Raw genomic sequence first — 22,348 nt, forward strand, 5'->3', positions numbered from 1 at the left:
GCAATGGCACGTTCTGTAAAAAAAGGTCCGTTCTGCGACGCCCATTTGCTGAAGAAAGTTGAGGCGGCAGCAGCTTCGCGGGATAAGAAGCCGATCAAAACCTGGTCGCGTCGCTCGACGATCCTCCCGGATTTCATCGGTCTGACGATCGCCGTCCACAACGGCCGTCAACACGTTCCGGTGTATGTCTCGGAAAACATGGTCGGCCACAAGCTTGGCGAGTTCGCACTGACCCGTACGTTCAAGGGTCATGCAGCCGACAAGAAGGCTAAGAAATAAGGGGCTCATGATGGAAGTGAAAGCAATTCATCGCGGTGCCCGCATCTCGGCGCAGAAAACGCGCCTTGTGGCTGACCAGATCCGCGGTTTGCCGGTCGACAAGGCGCTGAACGTTCTGACGTTCTCGCCGAAGAAGGCTGCGGGAATCGTGAAAAAGGTTGTGCTGTCGGCGATCGCGAATGCGGAGCATAACGAAGGCGCTGATATCGACGAGCTCAAAGTAACGAGCATCATGGTCGACAAGGCTGCATCGCTGAAGCGTTTTACTGCGCGCGCTAAAGGCCGCGGTAACCGCATCGAGAAGCAATCCTGTCACATCACTGTGACGGTCGGGAATTAAGGGGTCATACGATGGGACAGAAAATTCATCCGACTGGCTTCCGTTTGGCCGTCAGCCGCAATTGGGCGTCGCGTTGGTACGCGAACAACAACAATTTCGCGGCGATGTTGCAGGAAGACATCGGTGTTCGTGAATACCTGAAGAAGAAGCTGAAGAACGCTTCTGTTGGTCGCGTCGTTATCGAGCGTCCGGCAAAAAACGCGCGCATCACGATTTATAGCTCGCGTCCGGGTGTCGTCATCGGTAAGAAGGGCGAGGATATCGAACTGCTGAAGTCGGAACTGCAACGCCGTATGGGCGTTCCGGTCCACGTCAACATCGAAGAAATCCGTAAGCCGGAAACCGATGCGCAACTGATCGCCGATTCGATCACGCAACAGCTTGAGCGTCGGATTATGTTCCGCCGCGCAATGAAGCGTGCGATGCAAAACGCAATGCGTCTGGGTGCTCAAGGCATCAAGATCATGAGCGCAGGCCGCCTGAACGGTATCGAAATCGCTCGTACGGAATGGTATCGCGAAGGTCGCGTGCCGCTTCATACGCTGCGCGCTGATATCGACTACGCAACTTCGGAAGCGAAGACGACGTACGGCATCATCGGTGTGAAGGTGTGGGTCTATAAGGGCGATACGCTCGGCCGCAACGATGCACCGGTGGTTGAAGAAGTCGCCGAAGAAAAGCGTCCGCGCCGCAATGCACGTCCGGGTGGCGATCGCCGTCCGCGTCGCGATGGTGAAGGTGGCGGTCCGGCAGGTGCACGCCGTGGCGCTCCTCGTCGTGCTGGCGGTGACGGTAAGACTGGAGAATAACGATGCTGCAACCGAAACGCAGAAAGTATCGCAAAGAACAGAAGGGTCGTAACACCGGTGTCGCCACCCGCGGTAACGCAGTGTCGTTCGGTGAGTTCGGCCTGAAGGCTATCGGTCGCGGTCGCTTGACTGCACGCCAGATTGAAGCGGCGCGTCGTGCAATGACGCGTCACATCAAGCGTGGTGGCCGTATCTGGATCCGCATTTTCCCGGACAAGCCGATCTCGCATAAGCCGGCTGAAGTACGGATGGGTAACGGTAAAGGTAACCCTGAGTACTACGTCGCAGAGATTCAACCGGGCAAGATGCTGTACGAAATGGACGGCGTAACCGAAGAGCTGGCACGCGAAGCGTTCCGTCTGGCTGCAGCTAAGCTGCCGCTTAAGACGACGTTTATCGTGCGTCAGCTCGGCGCCTAAGGAGCAAATGATGAAGGCTTCCGAACTTCACCAGAAAGATCAGGCCGCGCTCAACAAGGAGCTGTCGGACCTGTTGAAGGCGCAATTCGGCCTGCGCATGCAACTCGCGACCCAGCAGCTCACGAACACGAGCCAGCTGAAGAAGGTTCGTCGCGACATCGCACGCGTGCGGACCGTCCTGACTGAGAAGGCGAACCAGAAATGAACGATAGCGTAAAAACCTCGCTCAAGCGGACGCTGGTCGGCAAGGTCGTCAGCAACAAGATGGACAAGACGGTCACCGTGCTGGTTGAGCACCGCGTGAAGCACCCGATCTACGGCAAATACGTTGTGCGTTCGAAGAAGTACCATGCGCACGACGATGCGAACACGTACAACGAGGGTGACCTCGTTGAAATCCAGGAAACACGTCCGATTTCGAAGACGAAGGCTTGGGTTGTGGCTCGCTTGGTCGAGGCTGCTCGCGTCATCTGACGCCGCAAAGTTGTAGAAGTAATTGAAATCGCAGCAAGTTTCGCTTGCAAGACCGGGGTTATGTGATATGATCTCGGTCTTCCCTCTTTTATGGGAGCCCCGTCGCGGGCGAAGTTGGTGGGGGAAGCGGTTCGGGCGCCAGTCTGTTCCGTAGGATTCACCGGATTGCGATGGCGGGTTTCGTTTGCCGTCGCTGCTGTTCATACCCAAGCAGCCGATTGGCTGACGGGACCAAGACTGACCGGGTACGCCATGGTGGTGTGGCCGGATTAAGTTGGGAAAGATAAACCATGATCCAGACCGAAACTCGGCTTGAAGTGGCCGACAACACGGGTGCACGTGAAGTCATGTGCATCAAGGTGCTCGGCGGCTCGAAGCGTCGTTATGCCAGCATTGGCGACATCATCAAGGTGACCGTCAAAGAAGCAACGCCGCGCGGGCGCGTGAAGAAAGGCGAGATTTATAACGCCGTGGTGGTTCGCACCGCCAAGGGCGTGCGCCGTCAGGACGGCTCGCTGATCAAGTTTGATGGCAACGCCGCCGTGTTGTTGAATGCCAAGCTCGAACCTATTGGCACCCGTATTTTCGGGCCTGTCACGCGCGAGTTGCGTAGCGAACGATTCATGAAGATCGTTTCGCTGGCACCTGAAGTGCTGTAAGGAGTCGCGATGAACAAGATTCGCAAGGGTGACGAAGTTATCGTCATCACCGGCAAAGATAAAGGTAAGCGCGGCGTCGTGCTGTCCGTTGGCGAAAGCAAAGTTATTGTCGAGGGCATCAATCTCGTCAAGAAACACGTCAAGCCGAACCCGATGAAGGGTACGACGGGCGGTGTGGAAGCCAAGACGATGCCGCTGCAAATTTCGAACGTCGCATTGGTCGACGCGAATGGCAAGGCGTCGCGTGTAGGCATCAAGGTCGAAGGAGACAAGAAAGTCCGTTTCCTTAAAACGACCGGTGCCGAGCTGAGCGCCTGACGCTGCGGAGTAAAAAAATGGCTCGTTTGCAAGAGTTTTACAAAGAAAAGGTTGTGCCCGGCCTCATCGAGAAGTTCGGTTACAAGTCCGTGATGGAAGTGCCGCGTATCACCAAGATCACCCTGAACATGGGCCTTGGCGAAGCGGTTGCTGACAAGAAGATCATCGAAAACGCAGTTGGCGACCTGACGAAGATCGCAGGCCAGAAGCCGGTGATCACGAAGGCACGCAAGGCAATCGCTGGCTTCAAGATCCGTCAAGGCTATCCGATCGGTGCAATGGTGACGTTGCGCGGTCAGGCAATGTACGAATTTCTGGATCGTTTCGTGACGGTTGCGCTCCCCCGCGTGCGCGACTTCCGTGGCGTCTCGGGTCGTGCGTTCGATGGTCGCGGCAATTACAACATCGGTGTGAAAGAGCAGATCATTTTCCCCGAAATCGACTACGACAAGATCGACGCACTGCGTGGGCTGAACATCAGCATCACGACGACTGCGAAGACCGACGACGAAGCAAAGGCTCTGCTCGCCAGCTTCAAGTTCCCGTTCAGAAACTGAGGTTACCGTGGCTAAACTGGCACTGATCGAACGTGAAAAGAAGCGTGCTCGCCTCGCTGCTAAGTACGCTCCCAAGCGTGCGGAGTTGAAGGCGATCATTGGCGATATGAGCAAGTCGGACGAAGAGCATTACGCAGCACGTCTGGAACTGCAACAACTGCCGCGCAACTCTAACCCGACCCGTAAGCGCAATCGTTGCGCAATTACTGGTCGTCCGCGCGGTACGTTCCGTAAATTCGGGCTGGCGCGTAACAAGATTCGCGAAATCGCGTTCCGCGGCGAGATCCCTGGCCTGACCAAGGCGAGCTGGTAATAGGAGAAACGTAAATGAGCATGAGTGATCCTATCGCCGATATGCTGACTCGCATCCGCAATGCGCAGATGGTTGAGAAAGTCTCGGTGACTATGCCCTCGTCGAAAGTCAAGGTTGCGATTGCGCAAGTCCTTAAGGACGAAGGCTATATCGATGATTTCGCAGTGAAGTCCGAAGGTGCGAAATCTGAATTGAACATCGTGTTGAAGTACTACGCTGGCCGTCCGGTGATCGAACGCATTGAGCGCGTCTCGAAGCCTGGTCTGCGTGTGTACCGCGGCCGTAACGACATCCCTGTGGTCATGAATGGCCTCGGCGTGGCAATCGTGTCGACGCCGAAGGGCGTGATGACGGACCGCAAGGCGCGTGCAACGGGCGTTGGCGGCGAAGTTATCTGCTACGTCGCTTAAGGCCGAAAGGAGAGAAACATGTCTCGAGTAGGTAAAAGCCCGATCGCGCTGGAAGGCGCAGAAGTGGCCCTGAGCGACGAACGTATTACCGTCAAGGGCCCGCTGGGTACGATTTCGCAGGCTGCTAACAGCCTCGTGAAGGTGGTGAACGACAACGGCACGCTGAAATTCGAGCCGGCTGACGAAAGCCGCGAAGCGAATGCGATGTCGGGCACGATGCGCGCACTGGTTGCGAACATGGTGAACGGCGTGACGAAGGGTTTCGAGCGCAAGCTGACGCTGGTTGGCGTCGGTTACCGCGCGCAGGCGCAAGGCGACAAGCTGAACCTGTCGCTGGGTTTCTCGCACCCCGTGGTGCACCAGATGCCGGAAGGCGTCAAGGCTGAAACCCCGACGCAAACCGAAATCGTGATCAAGGGGATCAATAAGCAACAAGTTGGCCAAGTCGCTGCAGAAGTGCGCGGCTATCGCCCGCCGGAGCCCTATAAGGGCAAGGGTGTGCGATACGCCAACGAGGTTGTGATCCTCAAAGAAACGAAGAAGAAGTAAGGGTGCGCAATCATGGATAAGACTCAATCTCGCCTGCGCCGCGCTCGTCAGACGCGTATCAAGATCGCTGAGCTGCAGGTCGCGCGTCTCGCCGTGCATCGCACGAACACGCACATCTATGCGCAAGTGTTCTCGCCGTGTGGCACCAAGGTGCTCGCTAGCGCGTCGACGCTCGAAGCCGAAGTGCGTGCGCAACTCGCTGATCAGACGGGCAAGGGCGGCAACGTCGCTGCTGCCACTCTGATTGGTAAGCGCATCGCAGAAAAGGCTAAGGCTGCCGGCATCGAATCCGTCGCCTTCGACCGTTCGGGTTTCCGTTACCACGGCCGCGTGAAAGCGCTGGCTGATGCGGCGCGCGAAGCCGGACTCAAGTTCTAAGGGAAGAATTCGTCATGGCAAAGATGCAAGCGAAAGTTCAGGCTGACGAACGCGACGACGGCCTTCGTGAAAAAATGATTTCGGTCAACCGCGTGACCAAGGTCGTGAAGGGTGGCCGGATTCTCGGCTTCGCCGCTCTGACCGTGGTTGGCGATGGTGATGGCCGCGTCGGTATGGGCAAGGGCAAGGCGAAGGAAGTGCCGGTCGCTGTTCAGAAGGCGATGGAACAGGCTCGCCGCAACATGTTCAAGGTGCCGTTGAAGAACGGGACCCTGCAACACGAAGTGCACGGTAAGCACGGCGCATCGATGGTCCTCCTGGCTCCGGCCAAGGATGGTACTGGTGTGATCGCCGGCGGTCCGATGCGCGCAGTGTTCGACGTGATGGGCGTGCAGAACGTTGTGGCCAAGAGCCACGGTTCGACGAACCCGTATAACCTCGTTCGTGCAACGCTCGACGGTCTGCGCAAGCAGTCGACGCCGGGTGATATCGCGGCGAAGCGCGGCAAGTCCGTCGAAGATATTCTGGGCTAAGGTGGACACCATGTCTGATAAAACTGTCAAGGTCCAGCTCGTCAAGAGCCTGATCGGCACCCGTGAAACGCATCGTGCAACGGTGCGTGGCTTGGGCCTGCGCCGACTCAACTCGGTTAGCGAGTTGCAGGACACGCCGGCTGTGCGCGGCATGATCAACAAGGTTTCGTACCTCGTTAAGGTCATCAGCTAAGCGGCTGACCAGGACTCAAGGAGTTGATAATGGAATTGAATAACCTGAAGCCGGCTGAAGGCGCGAAGCACGCAAAGCGTCGCGTTGGTCGCGGCATCGGCTCCGGCCTCGGCAAGACCGCTGGCCGTGGTCACAAAGGTCAGAAGTCGCGTTCGGGCGGCTTTCACAAGGTTGGCTTCGAAGGCGGTCAAATGCCGCTGCAACGTCGCCTGCCGAAGCGTGGCTTTACTTCGCTGACGAAGGAATTCGTTGGTGAAGTGCGCCTCTCTGATCTGGAGAAGCTGCCGGTCGACGAAATCGATCTGTTGGCTCTGAAACAAGCCGGCCTGATTGGCGAGATGATCACGAGCGCCAAGATCATCAAAACCGGCGAGTTGAAGCGCAAGGTCGTTGTGAAGGGTCTGGGTGCGACGAAGGGTGCGCGCGCCGCTATCGAAGCAGCCGGCGGCTCGTTCGCCGAGTAACGCGCAAGTCGATTTTGCCGTCACTAGCATTAGCATCGGAGAAGGTACTTGGCTAACAGCCCGAGTCTCGCAAAACCCGGTCGCGGCGCGGCGAAGTTTGGCGATCTGCGTCGGCGAGCAGTGTTTTTGCTGCTGGCGTTGATCGTCTATCGTATCGGCGCGCATATTCCGGTGCCGGGTATTGACCCGGACCAACTGGCAAAGTTGTTCCAAAGCCAGTCGGGCGGCATCCTTGGCATGTTCAACATGTTTTCGGGTGGTGCGCTTTCGCGGTTCACGATTTTTGCGCTGGGGATCATGCCGTACATTTCGGCGTCGATCATCATGCAGCTGCTGGCGATTGTGTCGCCGCAGTTGGAAGCGCTAAAAAAGGAAGGGCAGGCGGGACAGCGGAAGATTACGCAGTACACGCGTATCTTCACAGTTCTGCTGGCGACGTTCCAGGCATTTGGCATTGCCGTCGCACTGGAAAATCAGCCGGGCCTGGTGATCGATCCGGGGATGGTGTTTCGTTTGACGACGGTCGTGACGCTGGTGACTGGCACGATGTTCCTGATGTGGCTGGGTGAGCAGATCACGGAGCGCGGGCTTGGCAACGGTATCTCGATCATCATTTTCGGCGGTATTGCGGCGGGCTTCCCGAACGCGATCGGTGGTCTTTTCGAACTGGTGCGAACCGGCTCGATGAGCATCATCTCGGCGATTATCGTGGTCGCGCTGATTGCTGCAGTGACGTATCTGGTGGTGTTCATTGAACGCGGCCAGCGCAAGATTCTTGTGAACTACGCGAAGCGGCAAGTCGGCAACAAGATTTACGGCGGACAGTCTTCACATCTGCCGCTGAAGTTGAACATGTCGGGCGTGATTCCGCCGATCTTTGCATCGTCGATCATTCTCTTCCCGGCAACCATCCTGAACTGGTTTAGTTCGGGGTCGCGTACCAGCTGGTTCGCAGACACGTTGCATAACGTGGCCGAAGCTCTTAAGCCAGGCCAACCCGTGTACGTGTTGTTGTACGCGTTGGCGATCGTCTTCTTCTGTTTCTTCTACACCGCATTGGTGTTTAACAGCAGAGAAACGGCCGACAACCTGAAGAAGAGTGGCGCTTTCGTCCCTGGCATCCGCCCGGGCGATCAAACGGCGCGATACATCGACCGCATCTTGACGCGTCTGACGCTGGCCGGTGCGATCTATATCGTTTTTGTTTGTCTGCTGCCCGAGTTTCTGGTACTGCGCTGGAACGTGCCGTTTTATTTTGGTGGAACGTCGCTGCTGATCATTGTCGTCGTCACAATGGATTTCATGGCGCAGGTGCAGTCGTACGTTATGTCGCAACAGTATGAATCGCTGCTGAAGAAAGCTAATTTCAAAGGCGGCGGCGTCCCGATGCGTTGAAAGGACTTATGGCCAAAGACGATGTTATCCAGATGCAGGGTGAAGTCATCGAAAACCTGCCTAACGCTACCTTCAGGGTGAAGCTGGAAAACGGCCATGTCGTATTGGGACACATATCCGGCAAGATGCGGATGCACTACATCCGAATCTTGCCGGGCGACAAGGTGACGGTTGAATTGACGCCTTACGATCTGTCGCGTGCGCGGATCGTGTTCCGGGCGAAGTGATTTGAAAAAAGGGTAATATCATGAAAGTGATGGCATCGGTTAAGCGCATTTGCCGCAATTGCAAGATCATCAAGCGCAAAGGCGTTGTGCGCGTGATTTGCAGCTCTGATCCGCGCCACAAACAGCGTCAAGGCTGAACGCCGCGCTTTTTGCTAGCGCTTTTTGTTTGAGGAAAAACAATGGCTCGTATCGCAGGGGTTAACATCCCGAATCACCAGCATACCGAAATCGGCCTGACGGCTATTTACGGTGTCGGCCGCACGCGCTCGCGCGACATTTGCGTCGCTGCTGGTGTGGCATTTTCGAAGAAGGTCAAAGACCTGAACGACGCAGACCTCGAAAAGCTGCGTGAAGAAGTCGGCAAGTTCATCGTTGAAGGCGATCTGCGCCGTGAAACGACGATGAACATCAAGCGCCTGATGGATCTCGGCTGCTACCGTGGCGTGCGGCATCGTAAGGGCTTGCCCCTGCGCGGCCAACGTACGCGTACGAATGCCCGTACGCGCAAGGGTCCGCGTCGTGCAGCGCAATCGCTGAAGAAGTAAGCGGAACTGACAGTTACAGGAAAACGTAATGGCTAAGGCTTCGAACAACTCCGCGGCGCAACGCGTTCGCAAGAAGGTCAAGAAGAACGTCGCCGAGGGCGTGGTTCACGTTCACGCGTCGTTCAACAACACCATCATCACGATCACCGATCGTCAAGGCAATGCACTTGCTTGGGCAACGTCGGGTGGTCAGGGCTTCAAGGGTTCGCGTAAATCGACCCCGTTTGCAGCTCAGGTGGCAGCCGAATCGGCAGGCCGCGTGGCGATGGAATACGGCGTGAAGAACCTCGAAGTGCGGATCAAGGGCCCCGGTCCTGGCCGTGAGTCGGCGGTGCGCGCGTTGCATGGTCTTGGCATCAAGATCACCGCGATCTCCGACGTGACTCCGGTCCCGCACAACGGCTGCCGTCCGCCGAAGCGTCGTCGTATCTAAGACGCCGATTTTACAAGCGCCTGTTGCCGCCCTGCGCGGCGGCAGGCCGCTTGTGCTATTGAATTGACTAAGCCCACCGTTCGACCCAAAGGGTTCGAACTAGCGCAAGTGCGAGCACCTGCGTGATTAATCATAGAAGGAATCAACGTGGCACGTTATATCGGCCCTAAGGCCAAGCTGTCCCGCCGTGAAGGCACTGACCTCTTCCTGAAGAGCGCCCGTCGTTCGCTCGCTGACAAGTGCAAGCTCGACAGCAAGCCCGGCCAGCACGGCCGCACCTCGGGTGCACGCACGTCCGACTACGGTACGCAGTTGCGCGAAAAGCAAAAAGTGAAGCGCATCTACGGCGTTCTTGAGCGTCAATTCCGTCGTTACTTCGCTGAAGCGGACCGCCTGAAGGGCAACACGGGTGAAAACCTGCTGCAGTTGCTCGAATCGCGTCTGGACAACGTCGTGTATCGCATGGGCTTCGGCTCGACGCGTGCTGAAGCGCGTCAGCTGGTCGGCCACAAGGCGATCACGGTGAACGGCGTCGTGTCGAACATCCCGTCGATGCAAGTGAAGGCAGGCGACGTCGTTGCCGTGCGCGAACAGAAGAAGAAGCAAGCGCGTATTCTCGAAGCGCTGTCGCTGGCTGAGCAAGGCGGTCTGCCGAGCTGGGTCGCTGTGGATTCGAAGAAGTTCGAAGGCACGTTCAAGTCGAAGCCGGAACGCAGCGACATCGCTGGCGATATCAACGAAAGCCTGATCGTCGAATTGTATTCGCGGTAATCGGATTAATGGCCGGGGCACCCCGATTGCGTTGCGCAAGGGGGCGTCTCGGCTGTTTATTTTCAGGTTGTTACCGGTCAGCCTTATCGGTGTAACGAGCCGAGGGTATTGAAAAGGAAAACCTATGCAAACCAGTTTGTTGAAGCCCAAGATCATCGCAGTTGAATCGCTTGGCGAGAGCCATGCGAAAGTGGTCATGGAACCGTTTGAACGCGGTTACGGCCACACCTTGGGTAACGCGCTTCGGCGCGTGCTGTTGTCGTCGATGATCGGCTACGCGCCGACCGAAGTGACGATCGCAGGCGTCGTACATGAGTATTCGACGCTCGACGGTGTGCAAGAGGATGTGGTCAACCTGTTGTTGAACCTGAAGGGCGTGGTCTTCAAGCTGCATAACCGTGACGAAGTGACGGTTACGCTGCGCAAGGAAGGCGAAGGCGTTGTCACCGCTGGCGACATCGAACTCGCACACGATTGCGAAGTGATCAACCCGGATCACGTGATTGCGCATCTGTCGAAGGGCGGTAAGCTTGACGTTCAGATCAAGGTCGAAAAGGGCCGCGGCTATGTGCCGGGCAATGTGCGTCGTTATGGCGAAGAGTCGGCCAAGATCATCGGCCGTATCGTGCTGGACGCGTCGTTCTCGCCGGTTCGCCGTGTGAGTTACGCCGTTGAAAGCGCTCGCGTCGAGCAGCGTACCGACCTCGACAAGCTCGTGATGAACATCGAAACGAACGGTGTGATCTCGCCGGAAGAAGCGATCCGTCAATCGGCTCGCATTCTGGTTGATCAACTGTCGGTGTTTGCTGCTCTGGAAGGCACCGAAGCAACGGCGGAAGCGCCGTCGCGTGCGCCGCAGATCGATCCGATCCTGCTGCGTCCGGTCGATGATCTCGAACTGACGGTTCGTTCCGCGAACTGCCTGAAGGCTGAGAACATTTACTACATCGGCGATCTGATCCAGCGCACGGAAAACGAACTGCTCAAGACCCCGAATCTGGGTCGCAAGTCGTTGAACGAAATCAAGGAAGTACTGGCGTCGCGTGGTTTGACGCTTGGCATGAAGCTCGAAAACTGGCCGCCGGCAGGTCTGGACAAGTAAGTCGAGAGTCATACCGGGACAGAACCCGCTGCTGCACTGGCAAAGACGCGGATTTTCCTTTAAAATCCGCGTCTTGTCTTTTTTTACTACCGGCCCGTGCACTCACACCTCCTGGTGAATCGAGTGCGATAGAAGAGCTGGACCAAAACTCTGAATCGAAGGAATTAACATGCGTCACCGTCATGGTTTGCGGAAACTGAACCGCACGAGCAGCCACCGTCTGGCAATGCTCCGTAATATGTCCAACTCGCTGATCGCGCACGAAGTCATCAAGACTACGCTGCCGAAGGCAAAAGAACTCCGTAAAGTTGTCGAGCCGCTGATCACGCTCGGCAAGAAGCCGTCGCTGGCAAATCGTCGTCTGGCGTTCAACCGCCTGCGCGATCGTGACTCGGTCACGAAGCTGTTCGAAGTTCTGGGCCCGCGTTACGCTACCCGTCCGGGCGGCTACCTGCGCGTGCTGAAGTTCGGCTTCCGCAATGGCGACAATGCGCCGATGGCACTGGTCGAACTGCTCGACCGTCCGGAAGTTGAAGAAGTCGAAGTGCAAGAAGCTGAGTAAGCTTTTAGCACCAAAGAAAAGCCAGGCATCTAGCCTGGCTTTTTTGTTTTTGGGAGCCGAAAGCGAGCTCGATAAATATCCGCCGCGACAAAACGCCCGAGGTCGTCTGTTTGCCGTGGTCTCGTCTGCGGGAGCATGGGGCTAGGTGATACGATAACGGCACCTGAATCGTGCGTCGCCGGAGTCTGTTGTGAGCCTGAGTGTGACCTTGATTCTGACCACGGTTCCGGATGCGGCCGTCGCTCAGAAACTTGCTACGGATGCGCTGGCCGCGCGGTTATGCGCGTGCGTCACGCAGCTAGGCGCCGTGCAGTCCAGCTATCACTGGCAGGGCACGATCGAGACTGCGCAAGAGATCCAGTTGCTGTTCAAGACCAGCTCCGCACGTGCGTTGGAGCTTGAGCAATACATTCACACGCATCATCCCTACGACACGCCGGAAATCCTCTCGTGGCAAGCGACGGCATCCGCCGCGTACGGCCAGTGGATCACCGCTGAAACCCAACGTCCCCTCCATGTTTAACGGTCTTGACCGACGTGCGCGCGCAGCGCTGCGCACCGTATTTCTGCTGCTCGCCAGCCTCTTACTCGCGCAGTTCGGCACGCTCGCCCGTGCCGCGGACGACTTTCTGGACCCCGCGGTTGCCTTCAAATTCAGCGCGACGGAGAAACCGGGCGAAGTCGACGTGACCTACAAGATCGCGGACGGCTACTACATGTACCGCGAGCGCTTCGCCTTCGCGACCCGCAACGGCACGACCACGATCGGCGAGCCGCAACTGCCCGCTGGTCACGTGAAGTTCGATCAGACCTTCAACAAGAATGTCGAGACGTATCGTAACGAACTGACGATCCGCATCCCGATCAAGCAGGCCAGCGGCCCTTTTGATCTGGCCGTGACGTCGCAAGGCTGCGCCGATGCCGGCATTTGCTATCCGCCGATGGAGCGCGTCTACCACGTCAGCGGCGATGCTTTGCAGGCAGCCGTGAGCACACCGGCTCCTGCCGCCGCGCAGCAATCGCCGGCTGCCGGCGCGCCTTGGTATGAGCGCGCCACGAGCGCCGACTATGCGCAGTCGCTGCTGCAAGGCGGTGGGTTCTTCGCGATCATCGGGCTCTATTTCGTCGCCGGCGCGGTGCTCAGCTTGCTGCCGTGTTCGTATCCGATGATTCCGATCCTGTCTGCGATCATCATCGGAGAAGGCGCGCGGGTGACGCGTGCCCGCGGTTTTGCTTTGTCGCTGGCGTATGTGATCGGTATGGCGCTTGTGTACACCGCGCTGGGCGTCGCCGCCGCGATGGTCGGCCAGAGTCTCGGCGCGTGGTTGCAGAATCCGTGGGTGCTCGGCGCGTTCGGCGTTCTGCTGACGATTTTCGCGCTGACGCTGATCGCGGGCTTCGATATCGCGTTGCCGCAGCGTTGGCAGGACGGTGTGTCGCGCGCATCGACGGGACGTTCCGGCGGCAAGTTCGTCGCGGTCGCTGTGATGGGGGCGTTGTCGGCACTGGTCGTTGGGGCCTGTATGACAGCGCCGCTGTTTGCCGTGCTCGCGTTTATCGCACATACCGGCGACGCCGTGCTTGGCGGCGCTGCACTGTTCTCTATGGGCCTCGGACTCGGCGTGCCGTTGCTGATCCTTGGGCTGGGCGCCGGCACGCTGTTACCGCGTGCGGGCGCGTGGATGGACGGCGTCAAGGTCTTCTTTGGCGTGGTGCTGCTCGCGGCAGCGCTGTGGATCGTCTGGCCGGTGCTCGGCGCGACCGCGACCATGCTGTTGAGCGCGCTCTGGCTGCTGATTGCCGCTGCGTCACTCGGGTTGTTCTCGGCGCCGGGCGTTGAGGTGTCGGTCTGGCGTCGCTTGGGCCGGGGTTTCGGTGCGGCGCTTGCCATCTGGGCCGCGGTGCTGCTGGTCGGTCTGGCGGCCGGATCGTCCGATCCGCTGCGGCCGCTTGCGGTGTTGGCCGCACGCGGCCAGGGGGCGTCTGTCGCTAATGCCGCCAATAAGCCCGGTACGGCGGCGCAGGACGATCTGACGTTTGCGACAGTCCGTTCATCAACGGAGCTTGACCAGGCCGTCAAAACGGCCGCTCAACCCGCCATGCTCGATTTCTATGCGGACTGGTGTGTCAGCTGCAAGGAGATGGAGAAGTTCACCTTCAGCGACCCGCGTGTGCAGGCGAAATTGAAACAGATGAATCTGCTGCGCGCCGACGTTACGGCGAACAATGCGGACGATCAAATGCTGCTCAAGCGTTTCAGCCTGTTCGGACCGCCCGGCATCATTTTCTTCGATCAGGGCGGGAAGGAAGTGCTGCGGGTGGTTGGGTACGAGTCCGCGGATAAGTTCTTGCGTAGTTTGGACCGGGCGAGCGCGCCGGGAGCGTGAGCGGGATTGGTTGAGCTTTATGCGTGCCCGAGCCGTGGCGTAGCCGGCGTGGCGGCGACACGCCCGGGTGCTGAGTTGCCCGCCGCGTAGCCCAATTCGACTCGCGTGTCGTTTCCGTGAATTCTGTCCAGGCGCAGCCGCATCACGCAGAATCTGAGCACGTCAGCACGTCAGCACGTCAGCAAAAGAAAGCAACTGCGTCACCCTAAAAAAGGACGAACCGGTGCGACCGACGAAGACGAACAACGCCAAGCGTGACAACCGCTTCGAGAACTCATCCAAAGCCGCCGGGACTCTGATCGGCACCCTTCTGCTGACGCAAGCGCTGTTCACGTCTCACGTTTTCGCCGCAAGCGAATCAACCGAGCCGCAAAGTGCAACTCCATCCGCAACCACTTCCACGTCTGAAGTGATCCAGCGCGACGGCAAGTACTACCTCTACCAGAACGGTAAGTCCCTCAATGCCACCGGCTATGACGATCTGGAAATCGAACAACACGATAATTTCCCCGATCTCGCCGAAGCCCGGCTCGGCTCGCAATACGGATTGCTGGACGCGAAAACGGGCACAGTCGTGCTGCCGTTCGCGTATCAAAGCGTTAAAACCGGCACGCTCGACGCCATCGGCCTGATTCAGGTGGGTAAAGACGATCGAATCAGTTTCGTCCAGAGCGATGGCCGTCCGGCAAAGTCTCCGAGCTACGACGCGATCGGCGATTTCGACGAATCAGGGCAAGCCCTCGCCGAACGTGACGGCAAGTTGTTCATGCTCACGTTTAGCAATGGCCAGTTGCGAGGCGAGGACGCCGCGCCGCGATACCTGCCGAGCATCGTCCTGCCGCCCGGATTACGCGAACACGCCACGAATCCGAATGGCCCGTTGAACGGCACCTACGTGGCGTCGCTCTATCCGGATCTGAAAACGGCGTGGGACGCCTGGCGCAAAGGGCAACTGCTCGAACCCGCGCAGCCGGCGGTGGTGGTGAAGGGCGATATTGCCTACGTGTCATTCGGCATTCTGGTCGGTTCGCAGTTGCCCGCCATGCCCAATACGTTGCGTGCCTGCCAGAGCGAGCATGGCCTGGTGCTGCGTGATACGTCGCAGGCACGGGGATGCGCGTCGACTGCGAAGCCGCTGTTTCGCTTCCAGCGTGAGGCGGACGGCTCGCTGCGGTGTACCAACTGCGACAGGGGTATGCCCGACAAATGGCTGCGTCTGCCGGCGGCGACGCTATCGCTGGTTGGCATCGGGATTGGCATTTCCAAGCCGGTGAGCGACACGGGCGCGCTGGTGCGCGCAGTGATTCCCGGCGCGCCGGCACAACTTGCCGGCGTGAAGGCTGGCGATCGCATCACGAGCATCGACGGCCAGTCCACGGCGGCGATGTCGCTCGAGCAGATCACCGCGTTGATTCGAGGTCAGCCGGCTACCACTGTGAAGCTGGGAATCGAGCGGGAGACCAAACAACTGGAATTGAGTGTCGAGCGCAAAGCGATCGTGGTGGAGGCTGACTAAAACGGGCATCGGGGTTGGGCGAAGAAGCCCGCGCACGACCAACGGCAAGCGCCTCGCTGCAGCGGCACCGTAGCACCCACGGCACCCACGGCGGTCGCCTCTCTCGCCACCCGCAAGAACCCCATAAAAAAAACGGAGACACGACCTTAAAGTCGCGCCTCCGTTCTTTTCACCGCCTTACCTCACGCCCCAAAGCGCAGCGCATCAACTCACTTCTGCGAGCGCAAAATCTTGGCGGCATCCAGCGCGAAATACGTCAGCACGCCGTCGGCGCCAGCGCGCTTGAACGCCAGCAGCGATTCCATCATCGCCTTGTCGTGATCGAGCCAGCCGTTCTGCGCGGCCGCCTTCAGCATCGCGTACTCGCCGCTCACCTGATACACGTACGTCGGAAACTGGAACTCGTCCTTCACGCGACGCACGATATCCAGATACGGCATACCCGGCTTGACCATCACCATGTCCGCGCCTTCGTTGATGTCCGCTTGCACTTCGCGCAGCGCTTCATTCGAATTGGCCGGGTCCATCTGGTAAGTCATCTTGTTGCTCTTGCCCAGGTTCGTGGCGGAACCGACGGCGTCGCGGAACGGGCCGTAAAACGCCGAGGCGAACTTGGCCGCGTAAGCCATGATCCGCGTATGGACATGGTCTTCGCTCTCGAGCATTTCGCGGATGGCGCCGATACGCCCGTCCATCATGTCCGACGGCGCGACGATATCGACGCCCGCTTCAGCCTGCACACGCGCCTGTTCGACGAGGATCTCGACGGTTTCGTCGTTGATCACGTAGCCGTTTTCGTCGAGCACGCCGTCCTGGCCGTGGCTCGTGTACGGATCGAGCGCCACGTCGGTCAACACGCCCAGCTCGGGGAAGCGCTTCTTCAGTTCGCGAACCGCGCGCGGAATCAAACCGGCAGCATTGGTCGCTTCGCGGCCGTCCGGCGTTTTCAGCGTGGGTTCGATCGCCGGAAACAGCGACAGCACGGGCACGCCCAGCTCAACGCATTCTGCGGCGACGGCCATCAGCAGATCGACGGACACGCGCTCGACGCCCGGCATCGACGGTACGGCTTGCCGCACGTTGGTGCCTTCGACGACAAACACGGGGTAGATCAGGTCGTTGGTGGTGAGGATGTTTTCCCGCATCAGGCGACGCGAGAAATCGTCACGGCGCATGCGGCGCGGACGGTAGTGCGGATAAAAGCTCATATCGACTCGAAGATCGTGGATGTGTGGAGTGGGCAAGTAACGCCTGCCTCCGCTCCCGGAAACTTTTCGAGACAATGGTATATCATACCGATCGAGCAAGGCGCCATGCGCTGACCTCCCCGCTTCTCCTCCCTGAGCGGGTGCCTGTCGTTTTTTCGATTAGGCTGTTTGACCCGCCGTTAAAGCGGCGGGTTTTTTTATGGGCGGCCGGAAAAGCCGTCTGGCCTTGCTCCCGGCACCCGTAGAGCTTATTGCGCGGCGTCCGCTTCGCCCGCCGCATTGGGGATAAGCCAGCTTTCAACCAGCTCGTGCGCTTCGTCGATCCCAACGCGTTTGAGCGCCGAGAACAACTGGGCGGTCAACTCGCCCTGATAGCCGGCGGTGCGATATTCAGCCAGGCCTTTCTGCGTCGCGCGCAACGCGTTCACGCTTTCCTGGCGCGTCAATTTGTCGCATTTCGTGAGCAGTGTGTGGATCGGCTTGCCGGTCGGCGCGAACCACTCGATCATGCGGCGGTCCAGATCCGTCAGCGGGCGGCGCGAGTCCATCATCAGGATCATGCCGCGCAATTGCGAGCGCGATTGCAGATAGGTGGACAGCAGCGCTTCCCAGTGCGCCTTGGCTGCGCCCGGCACTTCCGCGTAGCCGTAACCCGGCAGGTCGACCAGATACGCGGTCGGCTCGTCTTCCTTGCCCACCGAGAAATAATTGATGTGCTGCGTGCGGCCCGGCGTCTTACTGGCGAACGCGAGGCGCTTCTGATTGCACAGAATATTGATGGCCGTGGACTTGCCCGCGTTCGAGCGCCCGGCAAAGCAGATCTCGGGTTGCGCGGTGGCCGGCAGATCACGCAAATGATTGACGGTCGTGAAAAAGCGGGATTGGTGGAGCAGGAAGGACATGATCAGGCCGGTATTCGAGACGCCGGGGAACCCGGAGTGGGGACGGGTCAAGCCCGACTGGCGTCTTAGCGATTAGCGAGTTATTGTACAATACGATGGTTTACTGAAAACCTGAGGGGGCCAGCCCGCGTGCCTTGGCGGCTCTTCACGGGTCTGTCGGTCGCTGTCGTAGTTTGCAAAATCTTCAAGAAAACGCTGGGCTGTCCCAGGTTTTCCGCCCCGAAGAAAGTCCCCATGGGGACTCTCTAAAAATCCCACAAGACGAGACAGGGTGTGCGAATGAATCGACTGAGCAAGACTCTGATGGTGCTTCATGTAGCGGCAGGTCTTTCAGGTTTGGCAATTCAGGCACGAGCAGCAGATCCGGCAAAACCGGACATCAATCGGGGGCAGGCAATCGCGGTGCAGGTGTGCGCGTCATGCCATGGGGCAGACGGCAACAGCGCCGGCGGTGCGTATCCAAAGCTGGCGGGCCAGCATCCCGAATATCTCGTCAAGCAGCTCAAAGACTTCAAGACCCAGGCAGGCGCGAAGCAGCCCGCACGCAACAATGCGATCATGGCGGGCATGGCGGCCGCGCTGTCCGATCAGGACATGGTCAACGTCGCCGCCTATTTTTCGACGCAGACGCCTAAGCCCGGCTACGCGCACAACAAAGACACCGTGCCGCTCGGTCAGAAGATTTATCGCGGCGGTATCGCGGACAAGGGTGTGCCGGCGTGCGCGAGTTGCCACGGCCCGACCGGTCAGGGGATTCCGTCGCAGTATCCGCGTCTGTCGGGGCAATGGGCCGAGTACACGGTAACGGAGTTGCTGGCGTTCACGCAGGGTCCGGGCGCACGCAACAACAATGAGGCAATGCATGCCATTGCCACACGGTTGTCGGATAGTGAGATCAAGGCAGTCGCCGATTACATCGCGGGCCTGCATTAAAGGGTTCGCACGCAAATGCAACCGGCCCGCCGAGGCCGGTACAAAACAAGAAAAGGGTGGGGGCGTCGTGCCTACGACAGCCCTTCACCCTTTTTTGCTGTTCAGTCGGAGTATGAATGAGCGTCACCACGTCGGGTTTGCAGTCGAAGTCGGGCAATCGTATTGCGCGCAACGTCATCGAAGTAATGAGTTCGATGCGTTTCGCCATTTCGTTGCTCGTGGTTCTGTCGATCGCCAGCATCATCGGCACCGTTCTCACGCAGGACGATCCGTATCCCAACTACGTCAATCAGTTCGGCCCGTTCTGGGCGGACATCTTCCGCTCGTTGAGCTTGTACACGGTGTACAGCTCGTGGTGGTTCATGCTGATTCTCGGTTTCCTGATGGTGTCGGTGTCGCTGTGCGTGATCCGCAATGCGCCGAAGATGGTCGCCGACGCCAAGAGCTGGAAGGACAAGGTTCGCGAAGGCAGCCTGCGCGCGTTCCATCACAAGGGCGAATTCGCGGTGAACGGCACGCGTGCGCAGACCTCGATGGTGCTCGCCACGCTCTCGGCCAAGCTCGGCTACAAATTCGTCACGCGTGAGTCGGAAGGCGCCACGCTGATCGCCGCGAAGCGCGGGGCGTTGACCAAGTTCGGTTATATCTCGGCTCACGTCGCGATCGTCGTGATCTGCCTCGGCGGTCTGCTCGACAGCAATCTGCCGATCAAGCTGCAAATGTGGATGTTCGACAAGTCGCCGATTCGCGCCAACACGGTGATCAACGACATTCCGCCGGAACACCGCATGTCGCAGTCCAACCCGACGTTTCGCGGCTATGCGTGGGTGCCGGAAGGGCAGCACGTATCCACGGCAATCCTGAATCAGCCGGACGGCTCGCTGATCCAGGACCTGCCGTTCTCGATCGAGCTGAACAAGTTCATCGTCGACTATTACTCGACGGGCATGCCGAAGCTGTTCGCGAGCGACATCGTCGTCGTCGATCACAAGACCGGCGCCCGGGTGCCGGCGCGCGTCGAAGTGAACAAACCATTCACTTACGACGGCGTATCGATCTATCAGTCGAGCTTCCAGGACGGCGGCTCGCAGATGCAGATGACCGCGTACCCAATGAGCGGCGCGAGCGCGAAGACCGCGCCGTTCGGCGGCACGATCGGCGGCAATGCGCCGTTGAGCACGGCTACGCCGCTGGCCGACGGCAAGACGGTGGAGTTCACCGATTTCCGTGCGATCAACGTCGAAAACGTGTCGAACGGCAGCGGCCAGAACGATGCGCGCGGCGTTGCCGCCCATCGCACGTTGAAAGAGGCGTTCGACGAACGGCTCGGCTCCGGCGCCAAGTCGTCCAAGCCGCTCGACCTGCACAATGTCGGCCCGTCGGTGCAGTACAAGGTGCGCGACACAGACGGTCAGGCGCGCGAGTACAACAACTACATGCTGCCGGTGGACGTCTCCGGCGAGCGTATGTTCCTCGCCGGCATGCGCGTGAATCCGGACGATCCGTTCCGCTACCTGCGCATTCCCGCCGACAGCGGCGGCACGGTCAAGGAATGGATGAACCTGCGCGCCACGCTGGAAGATCCGGCCATGCGCGCCGCGGCCGCGCACAGCTTCGCGCTGCGCTCGGTGCCGGGTTCGAACACGGAACTGCAGCAGCACCTCGAAGAAAGCGCGCTGCGCGTGCTGACCCTCTTTGCCGGCGCGGACAACAGCATCAAGCTGCCCAACGGCCAACTGGTCGGCGGCTTCCAGGCGATCGCCGGGTTTATCGACCATTCGGTGCCGAAGGGCGAGCAGGAAAAAGCCGCTGGTCTGCTGCTGCGCATGCTGGAAGGCTCCACCTGGGATCTGTGGCAACTGTCCCGCCAGCAACTCGGCGAGCCCGCAGCGACGGCTAATGCGGACGCGAGCCGTTTCATCCAGAGCTCGATCAACGCGATTTCCGACAGCTTTCTGTATGGTTCGCCGGTCTATTTACAGCTCGACTCATTCAAGCAGGTGCAAGCTTCGGTATTTCAGTTGACGCGCGCGCCGGGCAAAAAAGTCGTGTATCTTGGCAGCCTGCTTCTCGTGTTGGGCATCTTTTCGATGTTCTACGTCCGCGAACGGCGCCTCTGGTTCTGGCTCAAAGACACCGATCGCGGCACGAATGTCGTGATGGCCATGTCGAGCGCACGTAAAACGCTCGACTTCGAGAAAGAGTTCGTCCAGACGCGCGACGCTGTCGGCGCCGCACTGGGCGCCAAACTCACTGAAGCATCCGGCGGCTCCGACAAGCCCGGCCATCCCGGCGCGCCGTCCGCAAGCTCACAAGATTCGACCCGGTAAGATCATGGACTTGACTCAGGTTTCCTCCTCCTCCTCACCCGCACGCCCGAAAAAGGTCAGCGCGGAAGAGTCGTTCAACGCGCTGAATGTCGCGCAATACGACGAGCGGCCGTTCCTGAAACGGCTCGGCGTCGTCGACTGGCTGTTTGCCGTCGCGATGGTCGCGGGCGCCGGGTTTGCGCTGTCGCGCTATCACCCGTTCATGAATTACTACGACAAGCTGGTGCTGGTGTGCGCGGTGCCGGTGTTCATGGTGCTCGGCTGGCGCTGGAAACCGGTGCGTCCGCTGATGGTGGGTATTGCGGCGCTGTCGCTGCTGGCCATTCAGATTTACCACGGCGACCTGAGTCGCGCGGATAGCGCGTTCTTCCTCAAGTACTTCCTGTCGAGCCAGTCCGCGATTCTGTGGATGAGCGCGCTGTTCGTGTTCGCCACCGTGTTCTACTGGATCGGGCTGCTGTCGCGCTCGCCGACCGGCGCCGCGATCGGCTCGAAGATGACGTGGGCCGCGGTGCTGATGGGCTTCGTCGGTCTGATGGTGCGCTGGTACGAGTCGTACCTGATCGGCGCGGACGTCGGCCATATTCCTATCTCGAACCTGTACGAAGTGTTCGTGCTGTTCAGCCTGATCACCGCGCTGTTCTATCTGTACTACGAGCAGCACTACAGCACCCGCGCACTCGGCGCGTTCGTACTGCTGGTGATCGGCGCGGCCGTCGGTTTCCTGATGTGGTACTCGGTCGCGCGCGACGCGCAGCAGATCCAGCCGCTGGTGCCGGCGCTGCAAAGCTGGTGGATGAAGATCCACGTGCCGGCGAACTTCATCGGTTACGGCAGCTTTGCGCTGTCGGCCATGGTCGGCGTCGCGTATCTGTCGAAAGAGCGTGGCGTGCTGGCGGACCGTCTGCCGCCGCTCGAAGTGCTCGATGACCTGATGTACAAGTCGATCGCCGTCGGTTTCGCGTTCTTCACGATCGCGACGATTCTCGGCGCGCTGTGGGCCGCGGAAGCCTGGGGCGGCTACTGGAGCTGGGACCCGAAGGAAACGTGGGCGCTGATCGTCTGGCTGAACTACGCGGCATGGCTGCACATGCGCCTGATGAAAGGCCTGCGCGGTGCGGTTGCCGCATGGTGGGCGCTGACCGGCCTGCTGGTGACGACCTTCGCGTTCCTGGGCGTCAACATGTTCCTGTCGGGCTTGCATAGTTACGGCAAGCTGTAAGATCTGCCGCTCCTAGCCGACTAAAAACCGCCGCGTGCTTCGCACCGGCGGTTTTTTTATGGCTGGCGGAATATTTGCTGCATCCAGGGTGTTCGCTCTGAGAGTACCTACGGAGTGGCA

32 protein-coding genes are annotated in these 22,348 nt (G+C 59.4%); 30 read left to right on the top strand and 2 right to left on the bottom strand.

The window, feature by feature from the left end; all coding sequences use genetic code 11:
* Window positions 1-3: 3 nt before the first annotated feature.
* The 27 genes from rpsS to FA94_RS39215 all read left to right on the top strand — a co-directional run bounded on the left by rpsS (window position 4) and on the right by FA94_RS39215 (window position 15,633).
* Entirely contained in the window at window positions 4-279 is a 276-nt protein-coding gene (rpsS, locus tag FA94_RS21170) for a 30S ribosomal protein S19 (protein WP_035554748.1), read from the top strand.
* 7 nt (window positions 280-286) lie between these two features.
* Window positions 287-619, top strand: a complete 333-nt coding sequence (gene rplV, locus FA94_RS21175) for a 50S ribosomal protein L22 (protein WP_197070230.1) — start codon at window positions 287-289, stop codon at window positions 617-619.
* An 11-nt stretch (window positions 620-630) separates the two neighbouring features.
* Window positions 631-1,428 carry a 30S ribosomal protein S3 gene (gene rpsC, locus FA94_RS21180; protein ID WP_035554750.1) on the top strand — a complete coding sequence of 266 codons (798 nt, stop codon included), beginning with the start codon at window positions 631-633 and terminating at the stop codon, window positions 1,426-1,428.
* Between the two features lie 2 nt (window positions 1,429-1,430).
* Window positions 1,431-1,847 (top strand): 50S ribosomal protein L16, encoded by a 417-nt coding sequence (gene rplP / locus FA94_RS21185; RefSeq protein WP_013340739.1) that lies wholly within the window; start codon window positions 1,431-1,433, stop codon window positions 1,845-1,847.
* Between the two features lie 10 nt (window positions 1,848-1,857).
* Window positions 1,858-2,052, top strand: a complete 195-nt coding sequence (gene rpmC / locus FA94_RS21190) for a 50S ribosomal protein L29 (RefSeq protein ID WP_007180130.1) — start codon at window positions 1,858-1,860, stop codon at window positions 2,050-2,052.
* Complete coding sequence (gene rpsQ, locus FA94_RS21195; RefSeq protein WP_007180129.1) at window positions 2,049-2,321, top strand: 30S ribosomal protein S17; 273 nt, start codon at window positions 2,049-2,051, stop codon at window positions 2,319-2,321. Before rpmC ends, rpsQ begins: the two co-directional genes overlap by 4 nt.
* Before the next feature lie 290 nt (window positions 2,322-2,611).
* Entirely contained in the window at window positions 2,612-2,980 is a 369-nt protein-coding gene (gene rplN / locus FA94_RS21200; protein WP_006052212.1) for a 50S ribosomal protein L14, read from the top strand.
* A gap of 9 nt (window positions 2,981-2,989) precedes the next feature.
* A complete protein-coding gene (rplX, locus tag FA94_RS21205) occupies window positions 2,990-3,298 on the top strand; it encodes a 50S ribosomal protein L24 (protein WP_035554751.1) in 309 nt (102 codons plus the stop codon).
* 17 nt (window positions 3,299-3,315) lie between these two features.
* Complete coding sequence (rplE, locus tag FA94_RS21210) at window positions 3,316-3,855, top strand: 50S ribosomal protein L5 (RefSeq protein ID WP_006052214.1); 540 nt, start codon at window positions 3,316-3,318, stop codon at window positions 3,853-3,855.
* A gap of 7 nt (window positions 3,856-3,862) precedes the next feature.
* Entirely contained in the window at window positions 3,863-4,168 is a 306-nt protein-coding gene (gene rpsN, locus FA94_RS21215; protein ID WP_006052215.1) for a 30S ribosomal protein S14, read from the top strand.
* Between the two features lie 14 nt (window positions 4,169-4,182).
* Entirely contained in the window at window positions 4,183-4,578 is a 396-nt protein-coding gene (gene rpsH / locus FA94_RS21220; protein ID WP_006052216.1) for a 30S ribosomal protein S8, read from the top strand.
* Between the two features lie 18 nt (window positions 4,579-4,596).
* Entirely contained in the window at window positions 4,597-5,127 is a 531-nt protein-coding gene (rplF, locus tag FA94_RS21225; RefSeq protein WP_035554753.1) for a 50S ribosomal protein L6, read from the top strand.
* 12 nt (window positions 5,128-5,139) lie between these two features.
* A complete protein-coding gene (gene rplR / locus FA94_RS21230) occupies window positions 5,140-5,505 on the top strand; it encodes a 50S ribosomal protein L18 (RefSeq protein WP_006052218.1) in 366 nt (121 codons plus the stop codon).
* 14 nt (window positions 5,506-5,519) lie between these two features.
* Window positions 5,520-6,038, top strand: a complete 519-nt coding sequence (gene rpsE / locus FA94_RS21235) for a 30S ribosomal protein S5 (protein ID WP_006052219.1) — start codon at window positions 5,520-5,522, stop codon at window positions 6,036-6,038.
* A 10-nt stretch (window positions 6,039-6,048) separates the two neighbouring features.
* Window positions 6,049-6,231 carry a 50S ribosomal protein L30 gene (gene rpmD / locus FA94_RS21240; protein WP_007180126.1) on the top strand — a complete coding sequence of 61 codons (183 nt, stop codon included), beginning with the start codon at window positions 6,049-6,051 and terminating at the stop codon, window positions 6,229-6,231.
* Window positions 6,232-6,260: 29 nt separating this feature from the next.
* Window positions 6,261-6,695, top strand: a complete 435-nt coding sequence (gene rplO / locus FA94_RS21245) for a 50S ribosomal protein L15 (protein ID WP_035554754.1) — start codon at window positions 6,261-6,263, stop codon at window positions 6,693-6,695.
* Window positions 6,696-6,743: 48 nt separating this feature from the next.
* On the top strand, window positions 6,744-8,090 hold the full coding sequence (secY, locus tag FA94_RS21250; RefSeq protein ID WP_035554756.1) for a preprotein translocase subunit SecY: 1,347 nt from the start codon (window positions 6,744-6,746) through the stop codon (window positions 8,088-8,090).
* A gap of 8 nt (window positions 8,091-8,098) precedes the next feature.
* A complete protein-coding gene (infA, locus tag FA94_RS21255) occupies window positions 8,099-8,317 on the top strand; it encodes a translation initiation factor IF-1 (protein WP_004521905.1) in 219 nt (72 codons plus the stop codon).
* A 20-nt stretch (window positions 8,318-8,337) separates the two neighbouring features.
* Window positions 8,338-8,454 carry a 50S ribosomal protein L36 gene (rpmJ, locus tag FA94_RS21260; protein ID WP_004199844.1) on the top strand — a complete coding sequence of 39 codons (117 nt, stop codon included), beginning with the start codon at window positions 8,338-8,340 and terminating at the stop codon, window positions 8,452-8,454.
* A gap of 42 nt (window positions 8,455-8,496) precedes the next feature.
* Window positions 8,497-8,862: a 30S ribosomal protein S13 gene (gene rpsM, locus FA94_RS21265; RefSeq protein WP_012434566.1), complete on the top strand. Its 366-nt coding sequence runs from the start codon at window positions 8,497-8,499 to the stop codon at window positions 8,860-8,862.
* A 28-nt stretch (window positions 8,863-8,890) separates the two neighbouring features.
* Window positions 8,891-9,295: a 30S ribosomal protein S11 gene (gene rpsK / locus FA94_RS21270; protein WP_006052224.1), complete on the top strand. Its 405-nt coding sequence runs from the start codon at window positions 8,891-8,893 to the stop codon at window positions 9,293-9,295.
* 147 nt (window positions 9,296-9,442) lie between these two features.
* Window positions 9,443-10,066 carry a 30S ribosomal protein S4 gene (rpsD, locus tag FA94_RS21275; RefSeq protein ID WP_035554759.1) on the top strand — a complete coding sequence of 208 codons (624 nt, stop codon included), beginning with the start codon at window positions 9,443-9,445 and terminating at the stop codon, window positions 10,064-10,066.
* A 124-nt stretch (window positions 10,067-10,190) separates the two neighbouring features.
* Window positions 10,191-11,168: a DNA-directed RNA polymerase subunit alpha gene (locus FA94_RS21280; protein ID WP_006052226.1), complete on the top strand. Its 978-nt coding sequence runs from the start codon at window positions 10,191-10,193 to the stop codon at window positions 11,166-11,168.
* Window positions 11,169-11,337: 169 nt separating this feature from the next.
* Window positions 11,338-11,730: a 50S ribosomal protein L17 gene (gene rplQ / locus FA94_RS21285; protein ID WP_035554761.1), complete on the top strand. Its 393-nt coding sequence runs from the start codon at window positions 11,338-11,340 to the stop codon at window positions 11,728-11,730.
* A 190-nt stretch (window positions 11,731-11,920) separates the two neighbouring features.
* Window positions 11,921-12,253 (top strand): divalent-cation tolerance protein CutA, encoded by a 333-nt coding sequence (gene cutA / locus FA94_RS21290; protein WP_035554763.1) that lies wholly within the window; start codon window positions 11,921-11,923, stop codon window positions 12,251-12,253.
* Window positions 12,246-14,117: a protein-disulfide reductase DsbD gene (gene dsbD, locus FA94_RS21295; protein WP_035554765.1), complete on the top strand. Its 1,872-nt coding sequence runs from the start codon at window positions 12,246-12,248 to the stop codon at window positions 14,115-14,117. The genes cutA and dsbD overlap by 8 nt, the downstream gene beginning before the upstream one ends.
* A gap of 223 nt (window positions 14,118-14,340) precedes the next feature.
* Entirely contained in the window at window positions 14,341-15,633 is a 1,293-nt protein-coding gene (locus FA94_RS39215; RefSeq protein WP_035554766.1) for a PDZ domain-containing protein, read from the top strand.
* A 209-nt stretch (window positions 15,634-15,842) separates the two neighbouring features.
* Here FA94_RS39215 and hemB read toward each other — a convergent pair whose 3' ends face one another.
* Window positions 15,843-16,841 carry a porphobilinogen synthase gene (hemB, locus tag FA94_RS21305; protein WP_035554768.1) on the bottom strand — a complete coding sequence of 333 codons (999 nt, stop codon included), beginning with the start codon at window positions 16,839-16,841 and terminating at the stop codon, window positions 15,843-15,845.
* A 248-nt stretch (window positions 16,842-17,089) separates the two neighbouring features.
* A complete protein-coding gene (gene yihA / locus FA94_RS21310) occupies window positions 17,090-17,743 on the bottom strand; it encodes a ribosome biogenesis GTP-binding protein YihA/YsxC (protein ID WP_035554769.1) in 654 nt (217 codons plus the stop codon).
* A gap of 279 nt (window positions 17,744-18,022) precedes the next feature.
* On the opposite strand from yihA, the gene FA94_RS21315 reads away from it, so the two are divergent.
* The 3 genes from FA94_RS21315 (at window position 18,023) to ccsB (ending at window position 22,228) form a co-directional block, all read left to right on the top strand.
* The gene (locus tag FA94_RS21315) at window positions 18,023-18,676 is read left to right on the top strand and encodes a c-type cytochrome (RefSeq protein WP_035554772.1); all 654 of its coding nucleotides are present in this window, start codon (window positions 18,023-18,025) and stop codon (window positions 18,674-18,676) included.
* Window positions 18,677-18,792: 116 nt separating this feature from the next.
* Window positions 18,793-21,006, top strand: a complete 2,214-nt coding sequence (locus tag FA94_RS21320) for a cytochrome c biogenesis protein ResB (protein WP_035554774.1) — start codon at window positions 18,793-18,795, stop codon at window positions 21,004-21,006.
* A 4-nt stretch (window positions 21,007-21,010) separates the two neighbouring features.
* Entirely contained in the window at window positions 21,011-22,228 is a 1,218-nt protein-coding gene (ccsB, locus tag FA94_RS21325; RefSeq protein ID WP_035554777.1) for a c-type cytochrome biogenesis protein CcsB, read from the top strand.
* Window positions 22,229-22,348: the final 120 nt, after the last annotated feature.

The organism is Burkholderia sp. 9120 (assembly GCF_000745015.1).
In the GTDB taxonomy this organism is placed as follows: Bacteria; Pseudomonadota; Gammaproteobacteria; order Burkholderiales; family Burkholderiaceae; genus Paraburkholderia.

Excerpts from the sequence above, each read along its gene's own strand:
- rpsS (WP_035554748.1), top strand. The coding sequence starts at position 4 with ATGGCACGTTCTGTAAAAAAAGGTCCGTTCTGCGACGCCCATTTGCTG.
- rplV (WP_197070230.1), top strand. The coding sequence starts at position 287 with ATGATGGAAGTGAAAGCAATTCATCGCGGTGCCCGCATCTCGGCGCAG.
- rpsC (WP_035554750.1), top strand. The coding sequence starts at position 631 with ATGGGACAGAAAATTCATCCGACTGGCTTCCGTTTGGCCGTCAGCCGC.
- rplP (WP_013340739.1), top strand. The coding sequence starts at position 1,431 with ATGCTGCAACCGAAACGCAGAAAGTATCGCAAAGAACAGAAGGGTCGT.
- rpmC (WP_007180130.1), top strand. The coding sequence starts at position 1,858 with ATGAAGGCTTCCGAACTTCACCAGAAAGATCAGGCCGCGCTCAACAAG.
- rpsQ (WP_007180129.1), top strand. The coding sequence starts at position 2,049 with ATGAACGATAGCGTAAAAACCTCGCTCAAGCGGACGCTGGTCGGCAAG.
- rplN (WP_006052212.1), top strand. The coding sequence starts at position 2,612 with ATGATCCAGACCGAAACTCGGCTTGAAGTGGCCGACAACACGGGTGCA.
- rplX (WP_035554751.1), top strand. The coding sequence starts at position 2,990 with ATGAACAAGATTCGCAAGGGTGACGAAGTTATCGTCATCACCGGCAAA.
- rplE (WP_006052214.1), top strand. The coding sequence starts at position 3,316 with ATGGCTCGTTTGCAAGAGTTTTACAAAGAAAAGGTTGTGCCCGGCCTC.
- rpsH (WP_006052216.1), top strand. The coding sequence starts at position 4,183 with ATGAGCATGAGTGATCCTATCGCCGATATGCTGACTCGCATCCGCAAT.
- rplF (WP_035554753.1), top strand. The coding sequence starts at position 4,597 with ATGTCTCGAGTAGGTAAAAGCCCGATCGCGCTGGAAGGCGCAGAAGTG.
- rplR (WP_006052218.1), top strand. The coding sequence starts at position 5,140 with ATGGATAAGACTCAATCTCGCCTGCGCCGCGCTCGTCAGACGCGTATC.
- rpsE (WP_006052219.1), top strand. The coding sequence starts at position 5,520 with ATGGCAAAGATGCAAGCGAAAGTTCAGGCTGACGAACGCGACGACGGC.
- rpmD (WP_007180126.1), top strand. The coding sequence starts at position 6,049 with ATGTCTGATAAAACTGTCAAGGTCCAGCTCGTCAAGAGCCTGATCGGC.
- rplO (WP_035554754.1), top strand. The coding sequence starts at position 6,261 with ATGGAATTGAATAACCTGAAGCCGGCTGAAGGCGCGAAGCACGCAAAG.
- infA (WP_004521905.1), top strand. The coding sequence starts at position 8,099 with ATGGCCAAAGACGATGTTATCCAGATGCAGGGTGAAGTCATCGAAAAC.
- rpmJ (WP_004199844.1), top strand. The coding sequence starts at position 8,338 with ATGAAAGTGATGGCATCGGTTAAGCGCATTTGCCGCAATTGCAAGATC.
- rpsM (WP_012434566.1), top strand. The coding sequence starts at position 8,497 with ATGGCTCGTATCGCAGGGGTTAACATCCCGAATCACCAGCATACCGAA.
- rpsK (WP_006052224.1), top strand. The coding sequence starts at position 8,891 with ATGGCTAAGGCTTCGAACAACTCCGCGGCGCAACGCGTTCGCAAGAAG.
- FA94_RS21280 (WP_006052226.1), top strand. The coding sequence starts at position 10,191 with ATGCAAACCAGTTTGTTGAAGCCCAAGATCATCGCAGTTGAATCGCTT.
- rplQ (WP_035554761.1), top strand. The coding sequence starts at position 11,338 with ATGCGTCACCGTCATGGTTTGCGGAAACTGAACCGCACGAGCAGCCAC.
- dsbD (WP_035554765.1), top strand. The coding sequence starts at position 12,246 with ATGTTTAACGGTCTTGACCGACGTGCGCGCGCAGCGCTGCGCACCGTA.
- hemB (WP_035554768.1), bottom strand. The coding sequence starts at position 16,841 with ATGAGCTTTTATCCGCACTACCGTCCGCGCCGCATGCGCCGTGACGAT.
- yihA (WP_035554769.1), bottom strand. The coding sequence starts at position 17,743 with ATGTCCTTCCTGCTCCACCAATCCCGCTTTTTCACGACCGTCAATCAT.
- FA94_RS21315 (WP_035554772.1), top strand. The coding sequence starts at position 18,023 with ATGAATCGACTGAGCAAGACTCTGATGGTGCTTCATGTAGCGGCAGGT.
- FA94_RS21320 (WP_035554774.1), top strand. The coding sequence starts at position 18,793 with ATGAGCGTCACCACGTCGGGTTTGCAGTCGAAGTCGGGCAATCGTATT.
- ccsB (WP_035554777.1), top strand. The coding sequence starts at position 21,011 with ATGGACTTGACTCAGGTTTCCTCCTCCTCCTCACCCGCACGCCCGAAA.